This window comes from Mucilaginibacter polytrichastri (assembly GCF_001911425.1).
GTDB lineage: Bacteria > Bacteroidota > Bacteroidia > Sphingobacteriales > Sphingobacteriaceae > Mucilaginibacter > Mucilaginibacter polytrichastri.
Genome location: NZ_MPPL01000001.1, coordinates 1,035,879 through 1,054,083 on the forward strand (window position 1 = coordinate 1,035,879; position 18,205 = coordinate 1,054,083).

At 40.3% G+C, this 18,205-nt stretch carries 19 protein-coding genes; 5 read left to right on the top strand and 14 right to left on the bottom strand.

Going from position 1 to position 18,205, the window contains the following annotated elements:
• Together RG47T_RS04700 and RG47T_RS04705 are read right to left on the bottom strand one after the other, a co-directional pair.
• The coding region (locus RG47T_RS04700; RefSeq protein ID WP_253187491.1) for a UDP-N-acetylglucosamine 1-carboxyvinyltransferase at positions 1 to 1,090 on the bottom strand (1,090 nt) is incomplete at its 3' end.
• 142 nt (positions 1,091 to 1,232) lie between these two features.
• A complete protein-coding gene (locus RG47T_RS04705) occupies positions 1,233 to 1,976 on the bottom strand; it encodes a DUF4290 domain-containing protein (protein ID WP_074488357.1) in 744 nt (247 codons plus the stop codon).
• A 266-nt stretch (positions 1,977 to 2,242) separates the two neighbouring features.
• Between RG47T_RS04705 and RG47T_RS04710 the strand changes: the two genes are divergently transcribed.
• A complete protein-coding gene (locus tag RG47T_RS04710) occupies positions 2,243 to 3,298 on the top strand; it encodes a mandelate racemase/muconate lactonizing enzyme family protein (protein ID WP_074493139.1) in 1,056 nt (351 codons plus the stop codon).
• Here the strand turns inward: RG47T_RS04710 and RG47T_RS04715 are convergent.
• The 3 genes from RG47T_RS04715 to RG47T_RS04720 form a co-directional block, all read right to left on the bottom strand.
• Entirely contained in the window at positions 3,288 to 4,637 is a 1,350-nt protein-coding gene (locus tag RG47T_RS04715; RefSeq protein ID WP_083627537.1) for a deoxyguanosinetriphosphate triphosphohydrolase, read from the bottom strand. The genes RG47T_RS04710 and RG47T_RS04715 overlap by 11 nt on opposite strands.
• 89 nt (positions 4,638 to 4,726) lie before the next feature.
• Complete coding sequence (locus RG47T_RS26950) at positions 4,727 to 4,861, bottom strand: hypothetical protein (protein WP_262493235.1); 135 nt, start codon at positions 4,859 to 4,861, stop codon at positions 4,727 to 4,729.
• Positions 4,862 to 4,933: 72 nt separating this feature from the next.
• A complete protein-coding gene (locus RG47T_RS04720; RefSeq protein ID WP_074488359.1) occupies positions 4,934 to 6,304 on the bottom strand; it encodes a dipeptidase in 1,371 nt (456 codons plus the stop codon).
• A gap of 363 nt (positions 6,305 to 6,667) precedes the next feature.
• On the opposite strand from RG47T_RS04720, the gene RG47T_RS04725 reads away from it, so the two are divergent.
• Positions 6,668 to 7,549, top strand: a complete 882-nt coding sequence (locus RG47T_RS04725) for an SGNH/GDSL hydrolase family protein (protein WP_171972473.1) — start codon at positions 6,668 to 6,670, stop codon at positions 7,547 to 7,549.
• A gap of 4 nt (positions 7,550 to 7,553) precedes the next feature.
• Here RG47T_RS04725 and RG47T_RS25950 read toward each other — a convergent pair whose 3' ends face one another.
• Genes RG47T_RS25950 through RG47T_RS04745 form a run of 5 tightly spaced genes read right to left on the bottom strand, consistent with a single transcriptional unit; the run spans position 7,554 to position 9,179 of the window.
• Positions 7,554 to 7,727: a hypothetical protein gene (locus RG47T_RS25950; RefSeq protein ID WP_171972474.1), complete on the bottom strand. Its 174-nt coding sequence runs from the start codon at positions 7,725 to 7,727 to the stop codon at positions 7,554 to 7,556.
• A gap of 39 nt (positions 7,728 to 7,766) precedes the next feature.
• Positions 7,767 to 8,510, bottom strand: a complete 744-nt coding sequence (locus tag RG47T_RS25955) for a hypothetical protein (RefSeq protein WP_171972475.1) — start codon at positions 8,508 to 8,510, stop codon at positions 7,767 to 7,769.
• Between the two features lie 29 nt (positions 8,511 to 8,539).
• Positions 8,540 to 8,719, bottom strand: a complete 180-nt coding sequence (locus RG47T_RS04735; protein WP_074488361.1) for a hypothetical protein — start codon at positions 8,717 to 8,719, stop codon at positions 8,540 to 8,542.
• A 46-nt stretch (positions 8,720 to 8,765) separates the two neighbouring features.
• Positions 8,766 to 8,945, bottom strand: coding sequence for a hypothetical protein (locus tag RG47T_RS04740; RefSeq protein ID WP_074488362.1), 180 nt, complete (start codon positions 8,943 to 8,945; stop codon positions 8,766 to 8,768).
• 51 nt (positions 8,946 to 8,996) lie between these two features.
• Entirely contained in the window at positions 8,997 to 9,179 is a 183-nt protein-coding gene (locus RG47T_RS04745) for a hypothetical protein (RefSeq protein WP_074488363.1), read from the bottom strand.
• Between the two features lie 199 nt (positions 9,180 to 9,378).
• Here RG47T_RS04745 and RG47T_RS04750 point away from each other — a divergent pair, with 199 nt between their 5' ends.
• A complete protein-coding gene (locus tag RG47T_RS04750; protein ID WP_074488364.1) occupies positions 9,379 to 10,812 on the top strand; it encodes a tetratricopeptide repeat protein in 1,434 nt (477 codons plus the stop codon).
• Between the two features lie 13 nt (positions 10,813 to 10,825).
• Here the strand turns inward: RG47T_RS04750 and RG47T_RS04755 are convergent, their stop codons facing one another.
• The 3 genes from RG47T_RS04755 to RG47T_RS04765 form a co-directional block, all read right to left on the bottom strand.
• Entirely contained in the window at positions 10,826 to 11,119 is a 294-nt protein-coding gene (locus RG47T_RS04755) for a hypothetical protein (RefSeq protein WP_074488365.1), read from the bottom strand.
• 230 nt (positions 11,120 to 11,349) lie between these two features.
• On the bottom strand, positions 11,350 to 11,715 hold the full coding sequence (locus tag RG47T_RS04760) for a helix-turn-helix domain-containing protein (protein WP_074493143.1): 366 nt from the start codon (positions 11,713 to 11,715) through the stop codon (positions 11,350 to 11,352).
• A 156-nt stretch (positions 11,716 to 11,871) separates the two neighbouring features.
• Positions 11,872 to 14,163, bottom strand: coding sequence for an ATP-dependent helicase (locus RG47T_RS04765; RefSeq protein ID WP_074488366.1), 2,292 nt, complete (start codon positions 14,161 to 14,163; stop codon positions 11,872 to 11,874).
• A 382-nt stretch (positions 14,164 to 14,545) separates the two neighbouring features.
• On the opposite strand from RG47T_RS04765, the gene RG47T_RS04770 reads away from it, so the two are divergent.
• Both RG47T_RS04770 and RG47T_RS25960 read left to right on the top strand, forming a co-directional pair.
• On the top strand, positions 14,546 to 15,289 hold the full coding sequence (locus RG47T_RS04770) for an acyltransferase family protein (protein ID WP_083627294.1): 744 nt from the start codon (positions 14,546 to 14,548) through the stop codon (positions 15,287 to 15,289).
• A complete protein-coding gene (locus RG47T_RS25960) occupies positions 15,244 to 15,669 on the top strand; it encodes an acyltransferase family protein (RefSeq protein WP_083627295.1) in 426 nt (141 codons plus the stop codon). Before RG47T_RS04770 ends, RG47T_RS25960 begins: the two co-directional genes overlap by 46 nt.
• Positions 15,670 to 15,756: 87 nt before the next feature.
• Here the strand turns inward: RG47T_RS25960 and RG47T_RS04775 are convergent, their stop codons facing one another.
• On the bottom strand, positions 15,757 to 18,189 hold the full coding sequence (locus RG47T_RS04775; RefSeq protein ID WP_074488367.1) for an ABC transporter permease: 2,433 nt from the start codon (positions 18,187 to 18,189) through the stop codon (positions 15,757 to 15,759).
• Positions 18,190 to 18,205: the final 16 nt, after the last annotated feature.

Consider the following 18,205-nt stretch of genomic DNA (forward strand, 5'->3'; position numbering starts at 1 on the left):
CGCAAAGGATGAGTTGCGCACCCATATCCAGCAATTTATCTACAAAGAATAAACGGCTTTCAAACATTTTTTGGTGAATCAGTACAGATCCCTTAGCCTGAATGGCAACTACCAATATGATACTGATTAAGTCTGGCGTAAAGCCAGGCCATGGTGCATCAGAGATAGTCATGATAGAACCATCAATAAAAGTTTCGATCTCGTAATGTTCTTGTGCGGGGATGAAAAGATCATCGCCTCTCAGTTCCATTTTAATACCCAAACGTTTAAATGTATCGGGTATAATCCCTAGTTCCTGGTAGTGTACGTCTTTGATGGTAATTTCAGAACCAGTCATGGCAGCCAAGCCAATAAACGAGCCGATCTCGATCATATCCGGCAGCATGCGGTGTTCGGTGCCACCAAGTTCATTTACACCCTCAATGGTCAGCAGGTTTGAACCTATACCGCTAATTTTGGCGCCCATACGGTTCAGCATTTTACAAAGCTGTTGCAGGTAAGGCTCACAGGCCGCATTGTAGATGGTAGTAGTGCCTTTGGCTAAAACTGCCGCCATCACAATATTGGCAGTACCGGTTACAGAGGCCTCGTCCAGCAGGATGTAAGTACCTTTCAGGTCGCTGGCATCAACGTTGTAAAAACCATTATCGGGATTGTAATTAAAACGGGCACCGAGTTTTTCGAAACCCAGGAAGTGGGTATCCAAACGGCGACGGCCAATTTTATCGCCACCCGGTTTTGGGATAGATGCTTTACCAAAGCGAGCCAGTAGCGGGCCTACGATCATGATAGATCCGCGCAGGCTGCCACCTTTAGCTTTAAACTCCTCCGACTCGAAAAACTCTGTATTGATATTCTTTGCCTCGAAACGGTAAGTATCTTCAGATAGTTGCGCTACGGTAACACCCATATCGCCAAGCAGCTCTATCAGCTTTTTAACGTCTACAATATCAGGTATGTTGCTTATGGTAATGGGCTCGCTGGTTAACAGCACAGCAGATAAAATCTGCAAAGCCTCATTTTTAGCACCTTGTGGTATTATTTCTCCTTTAAGCGGTTTCCCGCCCTGTATAACAAATGCGTTTTTCATGTATCTTCTTAACGTTAGGTTTGCCTGTACATGATCCATAACATCACGGGTATAGCACCCGTAACAGGTATAAATAATGCCTCATAAGCAGGCGGCTAAGTTACGCTAAGATGACTAAACTACCAAAGCACATACTTATAAATCAATATTTCTTACCGCCCATATTACGGTTGCGGTTGTTGTTATTATTACTGTTACTTTGGTTGTTACTACGCGGATTATTGTTATTGGTGCGTGGGTTATTATTGTTACGCGGGTTATTGTTTTGGTTATTAGTACGGCCGCGATTATTGTTATTTGGCGGCGGGGTACGATACTCAACCCGGTTAAGATTTACGTTCTCTTCCAATGTAAGTTCACCGTTTGACATGGCTTTCAAATCCGAGATGATGCTTTCATCCGTTACCGAATCTTTGTTCCATTGCACATAAGCCATTTTCATAAAATTGGCAATAGCTTGTACCATGTGTTGCTTACGCGCAGGCTCATCAATGCTTTTAGCCTTTTCCATCATCAGCTCAATGGTTTTGCCATAGTGCTTGTATTTAATGCGCTGGTTAGGGTATTTTAACGGCGCCGGTTTGGCTGCCAATACTTCTGGCTCTGGCGGCGGGTAAGGGGCATCAACATTAATCTGGTAGTTAGATATTATTTGAAGGTGATCCCAAAGTTTGTGCTTAAAGTCGGCAACATCACGCAGGTGCGGGTTTAAAAAACCCATCAGGTCTATCACAACCTGTGCATAACGGTTGCGTTCTTCAATGGTGGGTAGTTCAACAATATATTTAACCATGTTCTGTACGTTGCGGCCGTATTCAGACAGGATAAGTTTGTTTCTGGTTGAATTGTAGTCGAATTCAGAAACCGGCTTGGTAAGTGTCGCCATGTATTTATTAAAGCTTATAATTTTTTTTCGTTTTTAATGCGCTTTATTGCGTAGAGCAACGGGCATTTAAAAATGACAAGTTGTAAATATTATCTTGTAGTAACGCAAATATAAATTAATTGTGTTAATGTACAAAGCATTATAAACTGCAAAAGGCATTACTTATTGTAAATTAGCGTTTACTTATACAGTTTAACACAATATTGACATTGGCACAACAACAGGTTTTAATTACAGCAGTTGATATTTACCGTTTCAGCATTAAAATGGAACCCTTTATTATTGCTACAGGTACTATGGATTCGGCACAGAATACTTTTATACGGGTGCATACCGATGCCGGATTTTATGGGGTGGGTGAGTGTTCGGCATTCCCGATGATAGTTGGCGAAACACAGGATACCTGCCTGGTAATGGCCCGCGAGTTTGCCCGCTTATGGAAAGGGCAGGATGCGCTCGATATCCCCGCAAGGATGCAGCAGCTACACAGTTTTACTGCCGGCAACACCACCATTAAAAGCGCCTTTGATATAGCAATGTATGATGTGGCCGCTAAAAACGCCGGCTTACCTTTATATCAATTTCTTGGAGGAAGCAGGAGGGAGGTTGAAACCGACATTACCATCGGCATAGCAACTCCTGAACGTATGGCAGCTAAAGCTATGGTGTTTAAAAACAATGGTGCAACCATATTGAAAGTAAAGCTGGGCAAAAACGCAGCAGAAGATGTGGAGCGAATCCGCAGGATTCGAGAGGCAGTGGGGAATGAAATGAAGATACGGATTGATGCCAACCAGGGCTGGAGCTTTGATGATGGTGTGCTGGCCCTGCAAGGCATGAAAGACCTGGATGTTGAATTTTGTGAGCAACCTATGCGTACCTGGTACGATGACCGTTTGCCCGAGCTGATGAAGCTTTCGCCGGTAAAAATTATGGCTGATGAAAGTGTGTATAACCACCATGATGCACGCAGGCAGATCAACAGCGGGTCTTGTCATTATGTGAATATTAAGATGGCCAAATCGGGTGGGATTTATGAGGCTAAGCAAATCCACGATGAGTGCGCATCAAAAGGTATCCCCTGTATGATGGGCGGCATGCTCGAGAGCCGGATTGCGCTAAGTGCTAAACTTCACTTTGTATATGCCAGCCCCAATATTCATTTTTATGATATGGATACCTGTATGCTGGGTCACCTGGAAGACCCCTGCATTGGCGGCGTAAGTTATAACGGGTACCACTTGAGCATTGCCGATACACCAGGCATAGGCGCCGATGCGGATGACGACTTTCTGGCTAAATGCGAACGCTTTAGTGTATAGATGGAAACGAGATCCCTTTAATTTTCCGGTACATTTCAACCGCGTAAATATCCGTCATGCCGGAAACAAAGTCTAACACGCTTTGGATTTTTGAATACAGGTCTGGTTTATCGTTTATGAATTGCGCCGGAATTAGTTTAACCAATTTTTGGTGATATTTGCTTTCGTTGTTAATTAGCGCGGGGATAAACTCTTCCAGCAAACCGCCCATTACTTTATAGCCTGCTACTTCAATTTCTATAACAGAGTGGTAGTTATAAATCTTTTTGATCGATATTGTCTCAATTGCTTTCCACGCCACTGCTAAACTATCGGGTAATACATCGGTTAGGCTTTTATTGAAATCACCTTTCAGAATTTCTTCCTGGTTGTTGAAGAAAATATCAGAGCAAGCCGTAACAAGTTTACCAATTGCAATTGCCCGCATAAAGCTTACCTTGGCATCGTCGTCGCCAAAATCGGCCTTTAATTTATCTAGCAATGTCGGGCTTTCGCAAAGCGGAAGTAAAAGTGCTTCAACCTGTTCGTACGATAATATTTTGAGGCGGTGCGCATCTTCCAGATCGATAATATTATAACATATATCATCGGCTGCTTCTACCAAATAAACAAGTGGGTGCCTTTTATATTTTAGTGGATCTTCTTGTGCCTGGGATAGACCAAGTTCGATGGCTATTTTTTCAAAAACTTCTTTTTCTGATTGGAAGAATCCATATTTTTTGGTGTAGATCTTACTTTTATCACCACCAACAATTGCCTCGCAAGGGTATTTAACGATGGCAGCCAAAGTAGAGTAGGTGAGCGCGAACGCACCATTGCCCTTGCCGGTAAAAGGATGTGTTAAAATACGGAGTGCATTGGCGTTACCCTCAAAATTAATCAGGTCGGCCCATTGATGGTCGTTGTTGAGTAAGGCCTTGTATTGCTTGCCATCTCCTTCGATAAAGTAATTAGAGATAGCACTCTCGCCCGAGTGGCCGAAGGCCGGGTTGCCCATATCATGCGCTATACAAGCGGCGGCAACAATGTTACCCACCTCGCTAATCAGCGGATATTGCTCGTCGAGTTGTGGGTTTTCTTTTTTAAGCTTATTATAAAATATACGGCCTAATGAGCGGCCAACGCTGGCCACTTCGAGGCTGTGTGTTAACCGGTTGTGTACAAACACACTGCCCGGTAAAGGGAATACCTGGGTTTTGTTTTGCAGCCTGCGGAAAGGGGATGAAAATATCAGCCGGTCATAATCAACCTGAAACTGCGACCTGGCCAGGTCCGGATCTGTATAACTTTTATGTTCGTTGCCCCATCTTTTTGATGACAGCAACTTATCCCATTGCATAACACTCATATCTGGCGATAAAGATAGGCACGGTATGTATAAAAACAAGTAAGCCCCGGTTTTATACCGGGGCTTAAATTTGCATACGGTTATTTATCGCTTTTTTTCTTTGATCCGCTGCTTAAATTTTTTGCAGCTTCACTTTTTTCTTTTTTTGATGTGCTAGGGCTACTCAGTTCTTTTGAGGCTTCGCTTTTCGATGATTTTTCTTTTGTAGTTGCCATAACTGTTTAATTTGTTATGGGTATAACCAAAGCATCTTAATCTTTGTTTTAAATAAATAACCTTTGGTTAATTTATTTGCTAAGTTCTGCATAGTACTTATGAAACAATGGCAGGGTTTCAATCCCCTTGTAATAATTAAAGATATCGTACTTCTCATTTGGAGAGTGCAATGCATCGCTATCTAAACCAAAGCCCATTAATACAGTTTTGATACCCAATTCTGCCTCAAATAGAGCCACAATAGGGATGCTACCACCACCACGGGTTGGGATTGGTGCTTTGCCAAATGATTCTGTAATTGCCTGTTGTGCTGCCTTGTAGGCAATGCTATCGGTAGGTGTAACCACCGGCTCGCCGCCGTGGTGAGGGGTTACTTTAACCTTTACAGATTTTGGGGCTATTTTTTCGAAATGATCGGTAAAAATCTTCGTGATCTCTGCCGATGTTTGGTTAGGTACCAGGCGCATCGAAATTTTGGCGTTTGCTTTTGATGGCAATACGGTTTTGGCTCCTTCGCCTATGTAGCCACCCCAAATGCCGTTTACCTCGAGGGTAGGGCGGGTGCCGATGCGCTCAAAAGTTGAGTAGCCTTTTTCGCCCCAAAGTTCTTCAACATCAAGGTCTGTTTTATATTCGGCCTCATTATAAGGGGCAGCGTTTAATGCTTTTTTCTCTTCATCTGATAGTACCAAAACTTTGTCATAAAAACCGGGGATGGTGATATGGTTATTCTCGTCATGCAGGGAAGCGATCATTTTAGTAAGGATAGTGATAGGATTAGCTACCGCGCCACCATAAACACCAGAGTGCAGATCACGATTTGGGCCAACTACTTCAACTTCCAGGTATGATAAACCACGTAAGCCGGTCTCCAGCGATGGATTTTCCATGCTGATCATCGAGGTATCGGAGATCAAAACCACATCTGCCTTCAGCTTTTCTTTATTGGCTTTTACAAAAATACCCAGGTTGTTTGAACCTACTTCTTCTTCACCCTCAATCATAAATTTAATGTTGCAGGGCAGGGTATTGGTTTCCATCATCAGTTCAAAAGCCTTAACATGCATGTAAAACTGGCCTTTATCGTCGCAAGCGCCACGGGCATAAATTTTACCATCGCGAAATGTTGGCTCAAATGGAGGGGTTTTCCATAGCTCTAATGGGTCTGGCGGTTGCACGTCATAATGGCCATATACCAAAACTGTCGGTAGGGTGGCATCAATAATTTTTTCGCCATAAACAATAGGGTAGCCAGCAGTGGGGCATACCTCTACATTATCGGCACCGGCCTGTTTCAGTTTCCCGGCTACAAAATCGGCTGTTTTAAGTACCGAATCTTTATATTTTGGGTCTGCGCTTACTGAGGGAAAGCGCAGCAGTTCGAAAAGTTCGTCCAGGAAGCGGTCGCGATGCTGCTCGATATATTGTTTAATCTGTTCCATTACTTAAAATTTGCGACAAATATATTTATGCTGTAGAACATTTTCCCTTTTATTCTACGTAAAATATATCTCAATTGTAAAATCTTAAAAAATGGGTAGTTTTCACACACGGTTAACATACTTTTAATAGGTTAGCGGCCAAGATATTGCGTATATTGCAACCGTTTAAACTAATTGATTTTTACCCTGGTATTTAATTTGCCCTATAGTTAATGTCGTGGTGTCGACCTTGCTACAATTAAGCACCATGATAAAATATTTTTGCTATTGATATTTTTAACAGGCAGATTAACAATGAATTTTAGGAAGATAATCCTACTTCTTATATTATCCTTTTCTTTTTCGGGTGCATTATATGCGCAGATGCCTAGTTGCAGTGCCGCTGCAAAGTTTTATAGTAAAGACAGTATAAATATTACAGTATTTGGTGCCAGTACCGCACATGGTATGTTTGGGTACGATTTTGAAAAGCCTTTACAAAGTGATTTTGAGCATTGTTATACCGGTAAAATTGTAAATATTACCAATAACGGCATCCCCGGCGAAACTACTACACAGGGTTTGGCTCGCTTTCCAGGTGCAATAGCAGGGCGTACGGGATTTATGTTGATATTAATGGGGGCTAATGATGCCATTGCCTTAACCAACAAAAAACTTAAGTTGAGTGTGGTTGATAAGAATATGCGGTATTATATAAAAACTTCGTTAGAGCACAACTTAATACCCATTATTGGCACCATCCAGTTTTTTAATGATACCAAAAGTGATTTTAATAAAACGTGCAATTTGTATGTAAAGCAAATTAATGCGCTTTACAAAAAGATAGCCAAGGATAATAATTTATACGTTGCAGATATTAATAAAGCGCTTGGCAGAGATTGGTCGCTTTATAAGGATGACATTCATCCTAATGAACAGGGATTTAATTTACTGGGTTTTGTTTGGTTTGATACCGTTAATCAAGCGATAGAGGATAAGTTATTATTAATTGGTTTAAATCAAAATTATCCTAACCCGGTACGTGATAATACTAAAATTGGCTTCAGCTTATCGCAGGCTGGCAGGGTACAGATTAAGCTGTATAACATGAACGGTGCCATTGTTAAAGATATTTATGACGACTACCAAAGCTCGGGGTACCATGAATTAACTACCTCTGCAGGAGATTTGGTACCCGGCATCTATATATATGTAATGCAGGTAGGCGGGCAGCAGATGAGCAAAAAGATGATCGTAATCCGCTAATCAATTAATCTGCAGAAGAAAGATCGCTTTTGGGTGCTCCAAAACTTCTGTTTACAACTTCGCTATTATTTATTTTTGGTAATTCTCCGTGTTTTACATTTGTGCTTTTGCTACTTACAGTTAAACTTGTTAATGCTGCTGCGGCTACAATTGCTATGGCTATGAATGCTTTTTTCATGTTGTTTATGTTTAATGGTACAATTTAACTGATTTACTATTAAGCGTCAGCTTGCCCAAGGTCTTGTTTGTTACTATCGGCTTGTCCAAGGTCTTGTTTGTTACCATCAGCCTGTCCCAGATCTTGTTTGTTACCAGCTAAGGTGAAAATGTCAGCTTGCCCAAGGTCTTGTTTGTTACCATCAGCCTGTCCTAAATCTTGTTTGTTACCAGCTAAGGTGAAAATGTCAGCTTGTCCAAGGTCCTGTTTGTTGCCATCGGCTTGTCCAAGGTCTTGTTTGTTAGCATCAGCTTGTCCTAGATCTTGTTTGTTACCAGCTAAGGTGAAAATGTCAGCTTGCCCAAGGTCTTGTTTGTTAGCATCAGCCTGTCCTAGATCTTGTTTGTTACCAGCTAAGGTGAAAATGTCAGCTTGCCCAAGGTCTTGTTTGTTGCCATCGGCTTGTCCAAGGTCTTGTTTGTTACCATCAGCCTGTCCTAGATCTTGTTTGTTACCAGCTAAGGTGAAAATGTCAGCTTGCCCAAGGTCTTGTTTGTTACTATCGGCTTGTCCCAAATCTTGTTTGTTACCATCAGCCTGTCCTAGATCTTGTTTGTTACCAGCTAAGGTCAAGCCGTCAGCTTGTCCAAGGTCTTGTTTATTACTATCAGCTTGTCCCAAATCTTGTTTGTTACCTACGAATTTTTGTGCTGTAACAGAATTTGATTGCTGATTATTATATCCTATTGCAACTGTAAAAGATGCTGTTAAGGTTATTGCTGTTGCTATGATTAAATTTTTCATGATGAATTATATTTTTTGATTTAAATAAATTATTTAGCGTCAGCTTGTCCTAAATCCTGTTTGTTACCATCAGCTTGCCCAAGGTCTTGTTTGTTACCATCATCGGCCAACTTTGTAGTTTTTACTGAAGGCTGAACGCTGTTGTCTTTAGTACAAGCGGTAAAAGATGCAGTGAAGATTACTGCTGCTGCTATAATTAATTTTTTCATGTTTATGTAGTTTAAAGTATTGAGGTATTGTTTATATATTAGGTGATTACTTGGCATCAGCCTGTCCTAGATCCTGTTTATTGCCATCAGCTTGTCCAAGGTCTTGTTTGTTGCCGTCATCGGCTAACTTTGTAGTTTTTACTGAAGGCTGAACGCTGTTGTCTTTAGTACAAGCGGTAAAAGATGCAGTTAAAATTACTGCTGCTGCTATAATTATTTTTTTCATAACGTGTCGTTTTTAAATATTTGGGGGTCTTTGTGTGTGATATATTATAAATTACTTGGCGTCAGCCTGTCCTAAATCCTGCTTGTTGCCATCAGCTTGTCCAAGGTCTTGTTTGTTACCATCGTCCGCTAATTTTTTTGTTTGGGTTGTAGTTGGTTCAACGCTATTATCTTTTGTGCAGCCAGTGAATGAAATTGTTAAAATTAAGACTGCAAAAAACAAAAATTTTTTCATAAAAATTCCTTTATAACTATTTGATTATTAACTATTTAACAATACAAAAATAAACATGTTTTTCGATTCCACAAATATTTTTTCAAATAAAAAAAACTTCTTTTTTTAAAGGTTTATTCATTGAATTTTTTGGTAGATATTTTTTTATAACTTTCAGTACATTTACACGTAATAATGCTTTGATTATCGCAGTATTTTAATGAGAAAAAATCTAATATTTTTGTTCCTTCTTTCTTTTTCATTAGCTGTGTACGCGAGACCGGCAGATGACGTTGGTATAGATACCGCACAGGTGATTAAGTTAAATAGTGATGGTTATCAAGTACGTAGATCTGATGCTGAACAAACTATTTCTAATGCTACAAAAGCGCTACTCCTTGCCAAAAAAATAGGATATATCAATGGTATAGCAGAGTCATATCGTGTAATCGGCGTAGGGCGCGACTATAATGGTGAACCAGAAAAAGCTATTGAAAGTTATCTTAATGCGTTAACTTATTTTTTAAGCTCGAAAAATAAAGGAGGCCAAGCTAAGGTTTATAACAATATTGGCAACCTTTATCGTGATAATGATTACGATAAAGCTCTCGAATATTTAACCAAAGCTTTAAATATAGCCAGCCAGCTATCAGATGAAGAGCTTATCGCATCCATCTATTTAAATCTTGGCAATGTTTATACCCGGCAAAAGGATTATTACAGAGCTTTATTGTTTTATAACAAAAGCAATACGCTGTTTACCAAACTCAACAATACAGAATACAAAATTACCTGTATGCAGGATATGGGCGTGGCGTATTTTAATCTTGTGCAATATGATAAGGCCGAAAAAATGCTTTTGAAAAGTAACGAGGATGCCAAAAAGTATGATAGGCTTCAACAAATAGCCAGTATTGATCTTACTTTATCGGCTTTATACATTGCTAAAAGAAATTTTAATGAGGCCGAGAAGTTTTTAGAAGAGGGGATTTCTTATGCCACTATTATTAAAAGCAAAAAACTGCTTTCCGACTTTAAATATACTTCGTATCAACTAGAGTTTAAGCGTAAAAATTTTGAAAAAGCGCTTTATTACCTACAGGATATTTACAATAAGGACAGCATAGATTTTACAAATTATGTATCGGCACGTATTGCTTTGTTACAGGTGAAACACAAGCAGGATGAGCAGCAGAAAGAGAACGCACTTACCATACTGAAACAAAAAAGCGATCGTAATTTTTTCTGGGGAATCACGATTGTTGCCTTTCTACTATTTATCGTAATTATATTACTAAGTGGTAATATTAAACGTAAGGCCGAAACGAACAAGCGGCTTACGGAGCTTAATGCCGAAATATCGAGGCAGAAAGACAATCTCGACCGGGTTAACCATCATCTGGAAGAGATTATTGATGAGCGCACTAAAGATCTGCAAATTAAGAATAGGAAGCTGTCTGAATATTCATCCTATCTGTCGCACCAGATCCGTGGGCCAATTGCCACACTAAAGGGACTTATTAACCTGGAAAAAGAAGGTTTGGTTAATAAAGAGGAATGTTTTAACATGATGGACAAATGCGTGTCTGAAATTGACAACAAGATCATGGACATGAGCGATATGCTGCATGACCCCGAAAGAACAGATATGTAATTATCGTCGTTGCCTAAAACGGTAACGACGAATGTATTTGTGCTTCCATTAACCCCAGGTATATACAGTAGCGCGATATCATTGTTAAGATAAGCAGTTGCCTGTGTTTTTTATAACCCTCTGTTTCAAAAGCCAATGTATCCGTACCCGATGTTACAAAATATTGCACTTCCCCTTTACGTGGCGTAAAATGAGGTTTCAAAAGGTCAAAAACCTTTACTTTTAACTTGGTACTCGGATCATGGATGGTTCCTTTTTTTAAGGCGCCATTATCATCATCAGATATAGAGATTAAGTAATTTGACATTTTGGTAGTTAATAATTATTGTATGCGACAATATTATTAGATATACCAAACCCATGCCGATTGTGTAGAATTCTAGAATCTATATTGAAAATATAAATACAGATTAAATTTATCGACTTTTATTTACTTTAAAGAAAGTAAATGTCATTTTGGTTGAGAAGGGAAAGGGTTATATACAAGATACTGTACTTAGTAGTGTTGTCTAAAACTTACACTACTAAGTACAGTATTTAAGATGCGAAAGAAGTACGGTTGTGCAATTCTTCGTACAACTCAATTACTTTACGTTGTAAATGTGCAATTTCCGACTCGCGGTCAACCAGTTTTTTCTGTACAGAATTTAACTGGATTAACTGAGGCTCGATATGCTCTTCTTCGAGGGTTATTAAATTTACTACGCTGATTTCGTAAATTCTTGCTATTTGTTCTAATCTCGACAGGTTAATATCAGTTACGCCTGTTTCAATTTTAGAGAAAGCTGGTATCGAGATGCCTAGTTTGGTGGCAATATCTTCCTGGCTCCAACCGCGTTTGTGCCTCAGTGTACGGATATTTTTCCCTACAGATTTGTTGGCTTTGTCTTTTTGGTCGTTCATTAGTTTAGTTAATTTTAGAGAAAGGGTATTAACTAAAGTCCAATTAATGTGCCATACGTTAAAACAGGCCATATCACGTTTAAATACCCCTTGTAAAAAAGGAAATGGGTATTTATTTCCCCAAAATCGGCATTAGTTAATATAATTTCCCCAAAATCAATTCACTATGCGCAATTTGGCAAACTTTAGCAGTAATTGCTTCTGGCCTATTTCTTTAAAGAATATAGTAGCCTTGATATCCGGGCTTTTACCCTCCAGGTTAATTACTTTGCCATAGCCGAAACGTTCATGCTCAACCTCCATACCATTTTGCAGACCCGATGTATCAGACGGTGCAAAATTTTCTGACGGCACGTGGGCCTTGGCCAAAATAGAAGTTGTTTTAATTGGCGAAGCAGATGCCGGCTTAGGTTTAGAGAAGCTGTCCTCTTTAACATTATCCTTACGCGTCCATGCCTTGCGGTCATCCTCATAAAAAGGATTGCCCGGGGCCGCTGTTTTGGCTGTAAAATCAAGCTCCAGAAACTTCGCATCTATCTCATCCAGAAACCGGCTTGGCTCGCAGTTAATCAGCGTACCAAACTTAAAGCGCGAGGTAGCATAGCTAATAGTAAGCTTACTTTCGGCACGGGTAACGGCCACGTAAAACAAGCGGCGCTCTTCTTCCAGGTCGCTGCGCGAGTTTAGGGACATTTGTGAAGGGAAAAGGTTTTCTTCTAATCCCACTACGTTTACCTGCTTAAACTCCAAACCTTTACTGGAGTGTATGGTCATTAAAGATACCGTATCGGCATCTTTATTTTTGTCTTTATCGTCGTTGGTTAATAGGGCAATGTCCTGCATAAACACATCGAGGCCTTTATCCTCAATATCCTCACGCTCCGAAAATTCTTTAATACCATTTAAAAGTTCCTGAATGTTTTCGTAACGGTTAAGCCCCTCTACAGATTTGTCTTCATACAGGTCTTTTAGCAAGCCCGAGTGCTGTGCAATATGCAAAGCAGCATCATAAGCCGAAAGATTTTTGGTGATTACCTGGAAGCTCTGGATCATGGTGCCGAAGTTGCCTACAGAAGCAGAAGTACGGCCGTCCATGTATTGGGCAGGGTTAACCACTACTTCAAACGGGGTAATACCATTTTGGTCGGCAGCCAGTATAATGCGGTCTACCGTGGTGTCGCCAATGCCGCGTTTAGGATAGTTAATTACGCGCTTAAGCGCTTCCTCATCGTTAGGATTAAAGGTGAGCCTGAAATAAGCTACCAAATCCTTAATCTCCTTGCGTTGGTAGAAGGAAAGGCCGCCATATATTTTATAAGGGATATTAAGCTTGCGTAAAGCCTCTTCCATAGAGCGCGACTGGGCATTGGTGCGGTATAAAATGGCGAAATCATTCCACTTAATACCTTTATTGGCGCGGTCCTGCAATATACCTTCGGCCACCATCTTACCTTCTTCATTGTCGCTGAAAGAGCGCATGATCTTGATCTTGTCGCCGTCCTCTTTGGTAGAAAAAACGTTTTTTTTCAGCTGCTCTTTATTGTTTGAGATAATGCTGTTGGCAACATTTACAATATTTTGGGTAGAGCGGTAGTTTTGCTCCAGTTTAAACACTTTCAAATCCGGGTAATCCTTCTCAAAGTTGAGGATGTTCTGGATATTGGCACCACGAAATGCGTAAATACTTTGGGCATCATCACCCACTACGCAAAGGTTCTCGTTAAGGGCAGCCAGTTTTTTTACAATAAGGTATTGCGAAAAGTTGGTGTCCTGGTACTCATCCACCATCAGGTACTTAAACTTGTGCTGGTATTTGTGCAGGGTTTCGGGGTGCTCGCGCAGTAATTCGTTGGTTTTAAAAAGCAAGTCATCAAAATCCATTGCGCCTGCGCGGAAACAACGGCCGGCATAAGTTTCGTAGATTTTACCTAAATGCCCGCGGCCGGTAGAAAAGTCATCTGCCTGGATCTGTGCATTCTGTTGATACTCCTGCCACGATATCAGGTTGTTTTTTGCGCTAGATATACGGCTGTACACCAGGTTGGCGCTATATAACTTATCGTCGAGGTTCATTTCTTTTAAAATGGCTCTTAAAACGCTTTTAGTATCGTCGGTATCGTAAATGGTAAAGTTGCTGGGATAGCCAATTTTTTCGGCCTCAACCCGTAATATTTTGGCAAAAACCGAGTGGAAGGTACCCATCCAAAGGTTTTTAGCTTCGGGGCCTACCACATGGGTAATCCGCTCACGCATTTCGCGGGCAGCCTTGTTGGTAAACGTTAAAACCAGTATGTTAAATGAATCAACACCCTGGCGTATCAAATGTGCCACACGGTAGGTAATAACACGTGTTTTGCCAGATCCGGCACCGGCTATAATCATTACCGGGCCTTTGGTTTGCAATACTGCACCCTTTTGTTCCGGATTTAATCCCTCTAAATAATCCAATTCTATTCCTCTTTTTGAATCAGCAAAATTAATCTTTTACCCGGGAAGTAGGGAAAGTGTTGATTAGTTTATTAGGGGATGAGTGTTAAGCAGATGCTTAGGCGAAATTTAAATTCTCCATATAAAAATCAGATTAGAAGTAAATATTCGTTGCTGTTATCAGTACATTTACCCTAGGGGAATTACCCAAATTGTGACCATAAAAGCACAATCTGATCTGTCCGAAAAAGGGGGACGGGCTAACGTTGGACACTTAATTGGAGTAAAAAAATAAAGCTTTGTTTTCCTGCATAAATCATTGTCCTGTATATTATAACAATCTGCGGGGTATGCTATCTTTAATAACAATTTATACTTTCTAAATCTTTCATCTTTCAATTTAATGCCGCTTAGTAAGCCTATTACCTATCATCAACTTCATGGGCTCAATCATTTGCGAGCTTTAGCAATTACCTTAGTTATTGTTTACCATTACAGCCGGCAATTTGCACACCCGGAATGGACCCATAACGGCGGCCGGTTTGGTTGGACGGGCGTCGACCTGTTTTTTGTTCTAAGTGGCTATTTAATCGCGTCGCAATTGTTTAGGGAGATTAAAGCTAAGCATACTTTTTCGCTTAAAACGTTTTTCATTAAACGGTTCTTCAGGATCATACCTGCCTACCTGTTTATCGTAGCGTTGTATTTCCTGTTTCCGTTTCTCCGTGAATTTGGTCAACCTGCACCACTTTGGAAGTTTATCACCTTTACACAAAATATTGGCTTAAATGTGATGTTACAGGGTACTTTTTCTCATGCTTGGTCGCTGTGTATCGAGGAGCAGTTTTATCTTCTTTTTCCATTAATTGTTTTCACTTTGCTTAATTTTAAAGTGTTGCAAAAGGGCTGGGTTTTATTCGTGTTGCTCTTTCTGTTTAGTTTTGCAATGCGGCTATATGCTTGGCATGTGCTTGTATCGCCATTTGCGCAGGCCGATGATTTTGTAATAATATGGTATAAATATATTTACTATGCCCCTGGTGCCGTACAGACGGCCTTATTATTGGAGTTGCCATTGCCGCAGTGTTTGAATTTAAGCCTGTGTTTAAAGCTAAAATTGAAAGATATGGTAACCTGTATTTACTAGTTAGTGTTGCCATACTTACAGGGGCTTATTTTTTGTGCTACAAGCAATCAAGCTTTGGTGCAAGCTTATTTGGCTTTCCAATGGTTGATGTTGGTTACGGCTTTATGGTTTTGGGTGCCATTTGCCCCACGTGCTTTTTATATAGGCTTAGCTCTAAATATACCGGTATAATTGCCACCCTGTCTTTCGCCGTTTATTTGTCGCATAAAATGGTGATCCATATGGTTCAGTTGTATTTGGTAAAATGGATAGATTCAAATAGTAATGTGATGTTTTTGGCATGTATCCTGGTTGCGTTGTTTACAGCCTGGATAATGAACAACCTTATTGAGAAACCATTTTTGAGGCTGAGGAACAAGATTCTTTACCAGAATAACTAATTGTACACGGTGCCATTTTGCAGTCAGAAACTTACAGCATTAACTGATATTTAAATCTTACCCCTAATCAAATATCCTACAAAGCCTCTATTCACTCCGTAAACTCTTCACAGGGTTTGCCAAAGCGGCTTTTAAGGCCTGGAAGCTAACGGTAGATAAAGCAATTACCAGTGCTGCAATGGCTGCCAATACAAACGTCCATGCGCTAATGTTAATGCGGTATGCAAAACCCTGTAACCATTGGTGCATGGCAAACCAGGCTATGGGGCTGGCAACCAGTGTTGAAATGAGTACCAGCTTAATAAAGTCTAACGAGAGCATTGCCGTTACATTAGCTACCGATGCGCCCAGCACTTTGCGGATACCGATTTCTTTGGTGCGTTGTTCGGCAGCATAGGTAATTAAACCAAAGAGGCCAAGGCAAGCAATCAGGATGGTAAAAAAGGCAAAAGAAATAAATAGCTTTGCTGTACGCTGTTCTGATTGGTAGATGTTGTTAAAATCCTCGTCCATAAAAGAAAACAGAAAAGGTTGCCCGGCCATGTTGATATCCATTGCATGATATTTGGTTTCAATTTGTTTTATTACCGACTGAATGTTGTTTGACTGTATCCGGAAAGCAAACCGGTCGCCATATTTAGACAGCTTGAATACGATGGGCGCTGTTTGATAACGCAGTGATCCTGCATTAAAATCTTTTACCACACCGATAATAGGATGCCCTAATGAATGATTGTTGTCATCACTGTTAAAGAGTTGTTGCTGTAGTGGATTCTTAAAGCCTAACAAACGGGCAGCAGTTTCATTGATAATGATGACGTTAGAATCTGTTGGCATCTGTGCCGAGAAATTTCTACCCGAGGCTATTTTCATACCTAATGCTCCAATGTAGTCTGCATCAACATGCCACTCGCCTAATACGGTTGATTTAGCGGCACTCATAGCTGCATCTTTAGCAAACGCATTGTTATTCCATTCGTTTTCACTCGATGTAGGTAATACATCCGCTCGGGTTGCTGCAATTACACCCGGTATTTGTAACACTTCTTCTTTAAATGTTTTTGCATGGCTACCCAATGCATAAGCATTTTTAATAACCAATACCTGGTCGCGCTTGTAACCAAGATCTTTGTTACGGATATAATTAAGCTGGTTGTAAATAATAAGCGTACACACAATCAAAACTATTGCCGCTGTAAACTGGAAAACCACCAGGCTGTTTCTTAGCCAACTACCCTTAAAGCCGGTAGACAGCCGACCTTTTAGAACCTGTATGGGCTCAAAGGCCGAAAGAAAGAATGCCGGGTAAATACCTGCCAAAATACCAATTAATACCGTAATAAGTAAAAGTGATGCAAGGAGCCCTAAATTTGAAATAAAACCTATTGACATTTCTTTGCCCGATAGCTGATTAAAATAAGGCATGCACAGCAGGGTAATAATTAAGGCAATACCTAGTGCTATGAGGCTGGTCATAACAGATTCTGTAAGGAATTGGGTGATTAGATTGCCACGGTTAGAACCTAATACTTTTCTGATACCCACTTCTTTTGACCGGCCTGCCGAACGGGCAGTAGACAGGTTGGTGAAATTAACGCAGGCAATTGTTATAATGATGATCCCGATCAGGATAAACATGTATACATATCTGATATCGCCGGATGGCTCTCCTTCGCCGGTGATCTCTGAATGTAAATGAATTTGTGTTAAAGGTATTGATGTGTATTTAAAGGTATCTCCCTTTTTTTCAAGATCAGCAAAAGAACTATGAAAAGAGTTCATTAATTGTGGCTCTGCATATTTTTTTGCTACCGTTTTTAAATAACTGTTGAGTATAGGCCCGCTGATACCCGGACTCACCAGTACATAAGTGATGAAATTATTGTTGAGCCAGAAGTCTGAACGGCTATCGGCCATGGTAGACATTGAACGGATGGCGTTAAAGTGCAGGTGTGATTGTGCCGGTGTATCTTTAATTACACCGGTTACCTTGCAAATTGTGGTATTATCAACTTTAAGCGTTTTGCCTACTGCATCGGTTGTGTTAAAATATTTGCGTGCCATTGACGCAGATATAACAATAGTGTTGGGCTGATTTAAGGCAGTTTTTTTATCGCCGCTTATCATATTTAAAGAGAACACGCTAAAAATATTCGGATCGGCATAAAAGCAGTTGGGCTCAACTAGTGTTTGGGTTCCTTTTAAAACAAGCATGTTACCGCCATTAGCAAGCCTGGTTGCCTGCTCAACTTGCGGGTAATCTTTCATCAGCACGCCAGCCATGGGGGCTGGCGTTGAGCGCGAATCTATTCCGCTGCCGTTAATTTTAATATCTGTGTTTACACGATAAATACGGTCGGCATTCACATTGTATTTATCGTAGCTTAATTCGTCTATTACAAATAAACTAATCATCAGGCAAATGGCTAAACCAATAGCCAACCCAAAAACATTGATTGCAAAATAGCCTCTGTGCCTCAATATATTTCTAAAAGCGATTTTTAAATAATTCTGTATCATGGGTATTGTTTATTAA

What these genes read in the sequence shown, in the direction of transcription:
- RG47T_RS04705 (WP_074488357.1), bottom strand. Translation starts at nt 1,976, where the DNA reads ATGGCGACACTTACCAAGCCGGTTTCTGAATTCGACTACAATTCAACC.
- RG47T_RS04710 (WP_074493139.1), top strand. Translation starts at nt 2,243, where the DNA reads ATGGAACCCTTTATTATTGCTACAGGTACTATGGATTCGGCACAGAAT.
- RG47T_RS04715 (WP_083627537.1), bottom strand. Translation starts at nt 4,637, where the DNA reads ATGCAATGGGATAAGTTGCTGTCATCAAAAAGATGGGGCAACGAACAT.
- RG47T_RS26950 (WP_262493235.1), bottom strand. Translation starts at nt 4,861, where the DNA reads ATGGCAACTACAAAAGAAAAATCATCGAAAAGCGAAGCCTCAAAAGAA.
- RG47T_RS04720 (WP_074488359.1), bottom strand. Translation starts at nt 6,304, where the DNA reads ATGGAACAGATTAAACAATATATCGAGCAGCATCGCGACCGCTTCCTG.
- RG47T_RS04725 (WP_171972473.1), top strand. Translation starts at nt 6,668, where the DNA reads ATGCCTAGTTGCAGTGCCGCTGCAAAGTTTTATAGTAAAGACAGTATA.
- RG47T_RS25950 (WP_171972474.1), bottom strand. Translation starts at nt 7,727, where the DNA reads ATGAAAAAAGCATTCATAGCCATAGCAATTGTAGCCGCAGCAGCATTA.
- RG47T_RS25955 (WP_171972475.1), bottom strand. Translation starts at nt 8,510, where the DNA reads ATGAAAAATTTAATCATAGCAACAGCAATAACCTTAACAGCATCTTTT.
- RG47T_RS04735 (WP_074488361.1), bottom strand. Translation starts at nt 8,719, where the DNA reads ATGAAAAAATTAATTATAGCAGCAGCAGTAATCTTCACTGCATCTTTT.
- RG47T_RS04740 (WP_074488362.1), bottom strand. Translation starts at nt 8,945, where the DNA reads ATGAAAAAAATAATTATAGCAGCAGCAGTAATTTTAACTGCATCTTTT.
- RG47T_RS04745 (WP_074488363.1), bottom strand. Translation starts at nt 9,179, where the DNA reads ATGAAAAAATTTTTGTTTTTTGCAGTCTTAATTTTAACAATTTCATTC.
- RG47T_RS04750 (WP_074488364.1), top strand. Translation starts at nt 9,379, where the DNA reads ATGAGAAAAAATCTAATATTTTTGTTCCTTCTTTCTTTTTCATTAGCT.
- RG47T_RS04755 (WP_074488365.1), bottom strand. Translation starts at nt 11,119, where the DNA reads ATGTCAAATTACTTAATCTCTATATCTGATGATGATAATGGCGCCTTA.
- RG47T_RS04760 (WP_074493143.1), bottom strand. Translation starts at nt 11,715, where the DNA reads ATGAACGACCAAAAAGACAAAGCCAACAAATCTGTAGGGAAAAATATC.
- RG47T_RS04770 (WP_083627294.1), top strand. Translation starts at nt 14,546, where the DNA reads ATGCCGCTTAGTAAGCCTATTACCTATCATCAACTTCATGGGCTCAAT.
- RG47T_RS04775 (WP_074488367.1), bottom strand. Translation starts at nt 18,189, where the DNA reads ATGATACAGAATTATTTAAAAATCGCTTTTAGAAATATATTGAGGCAC.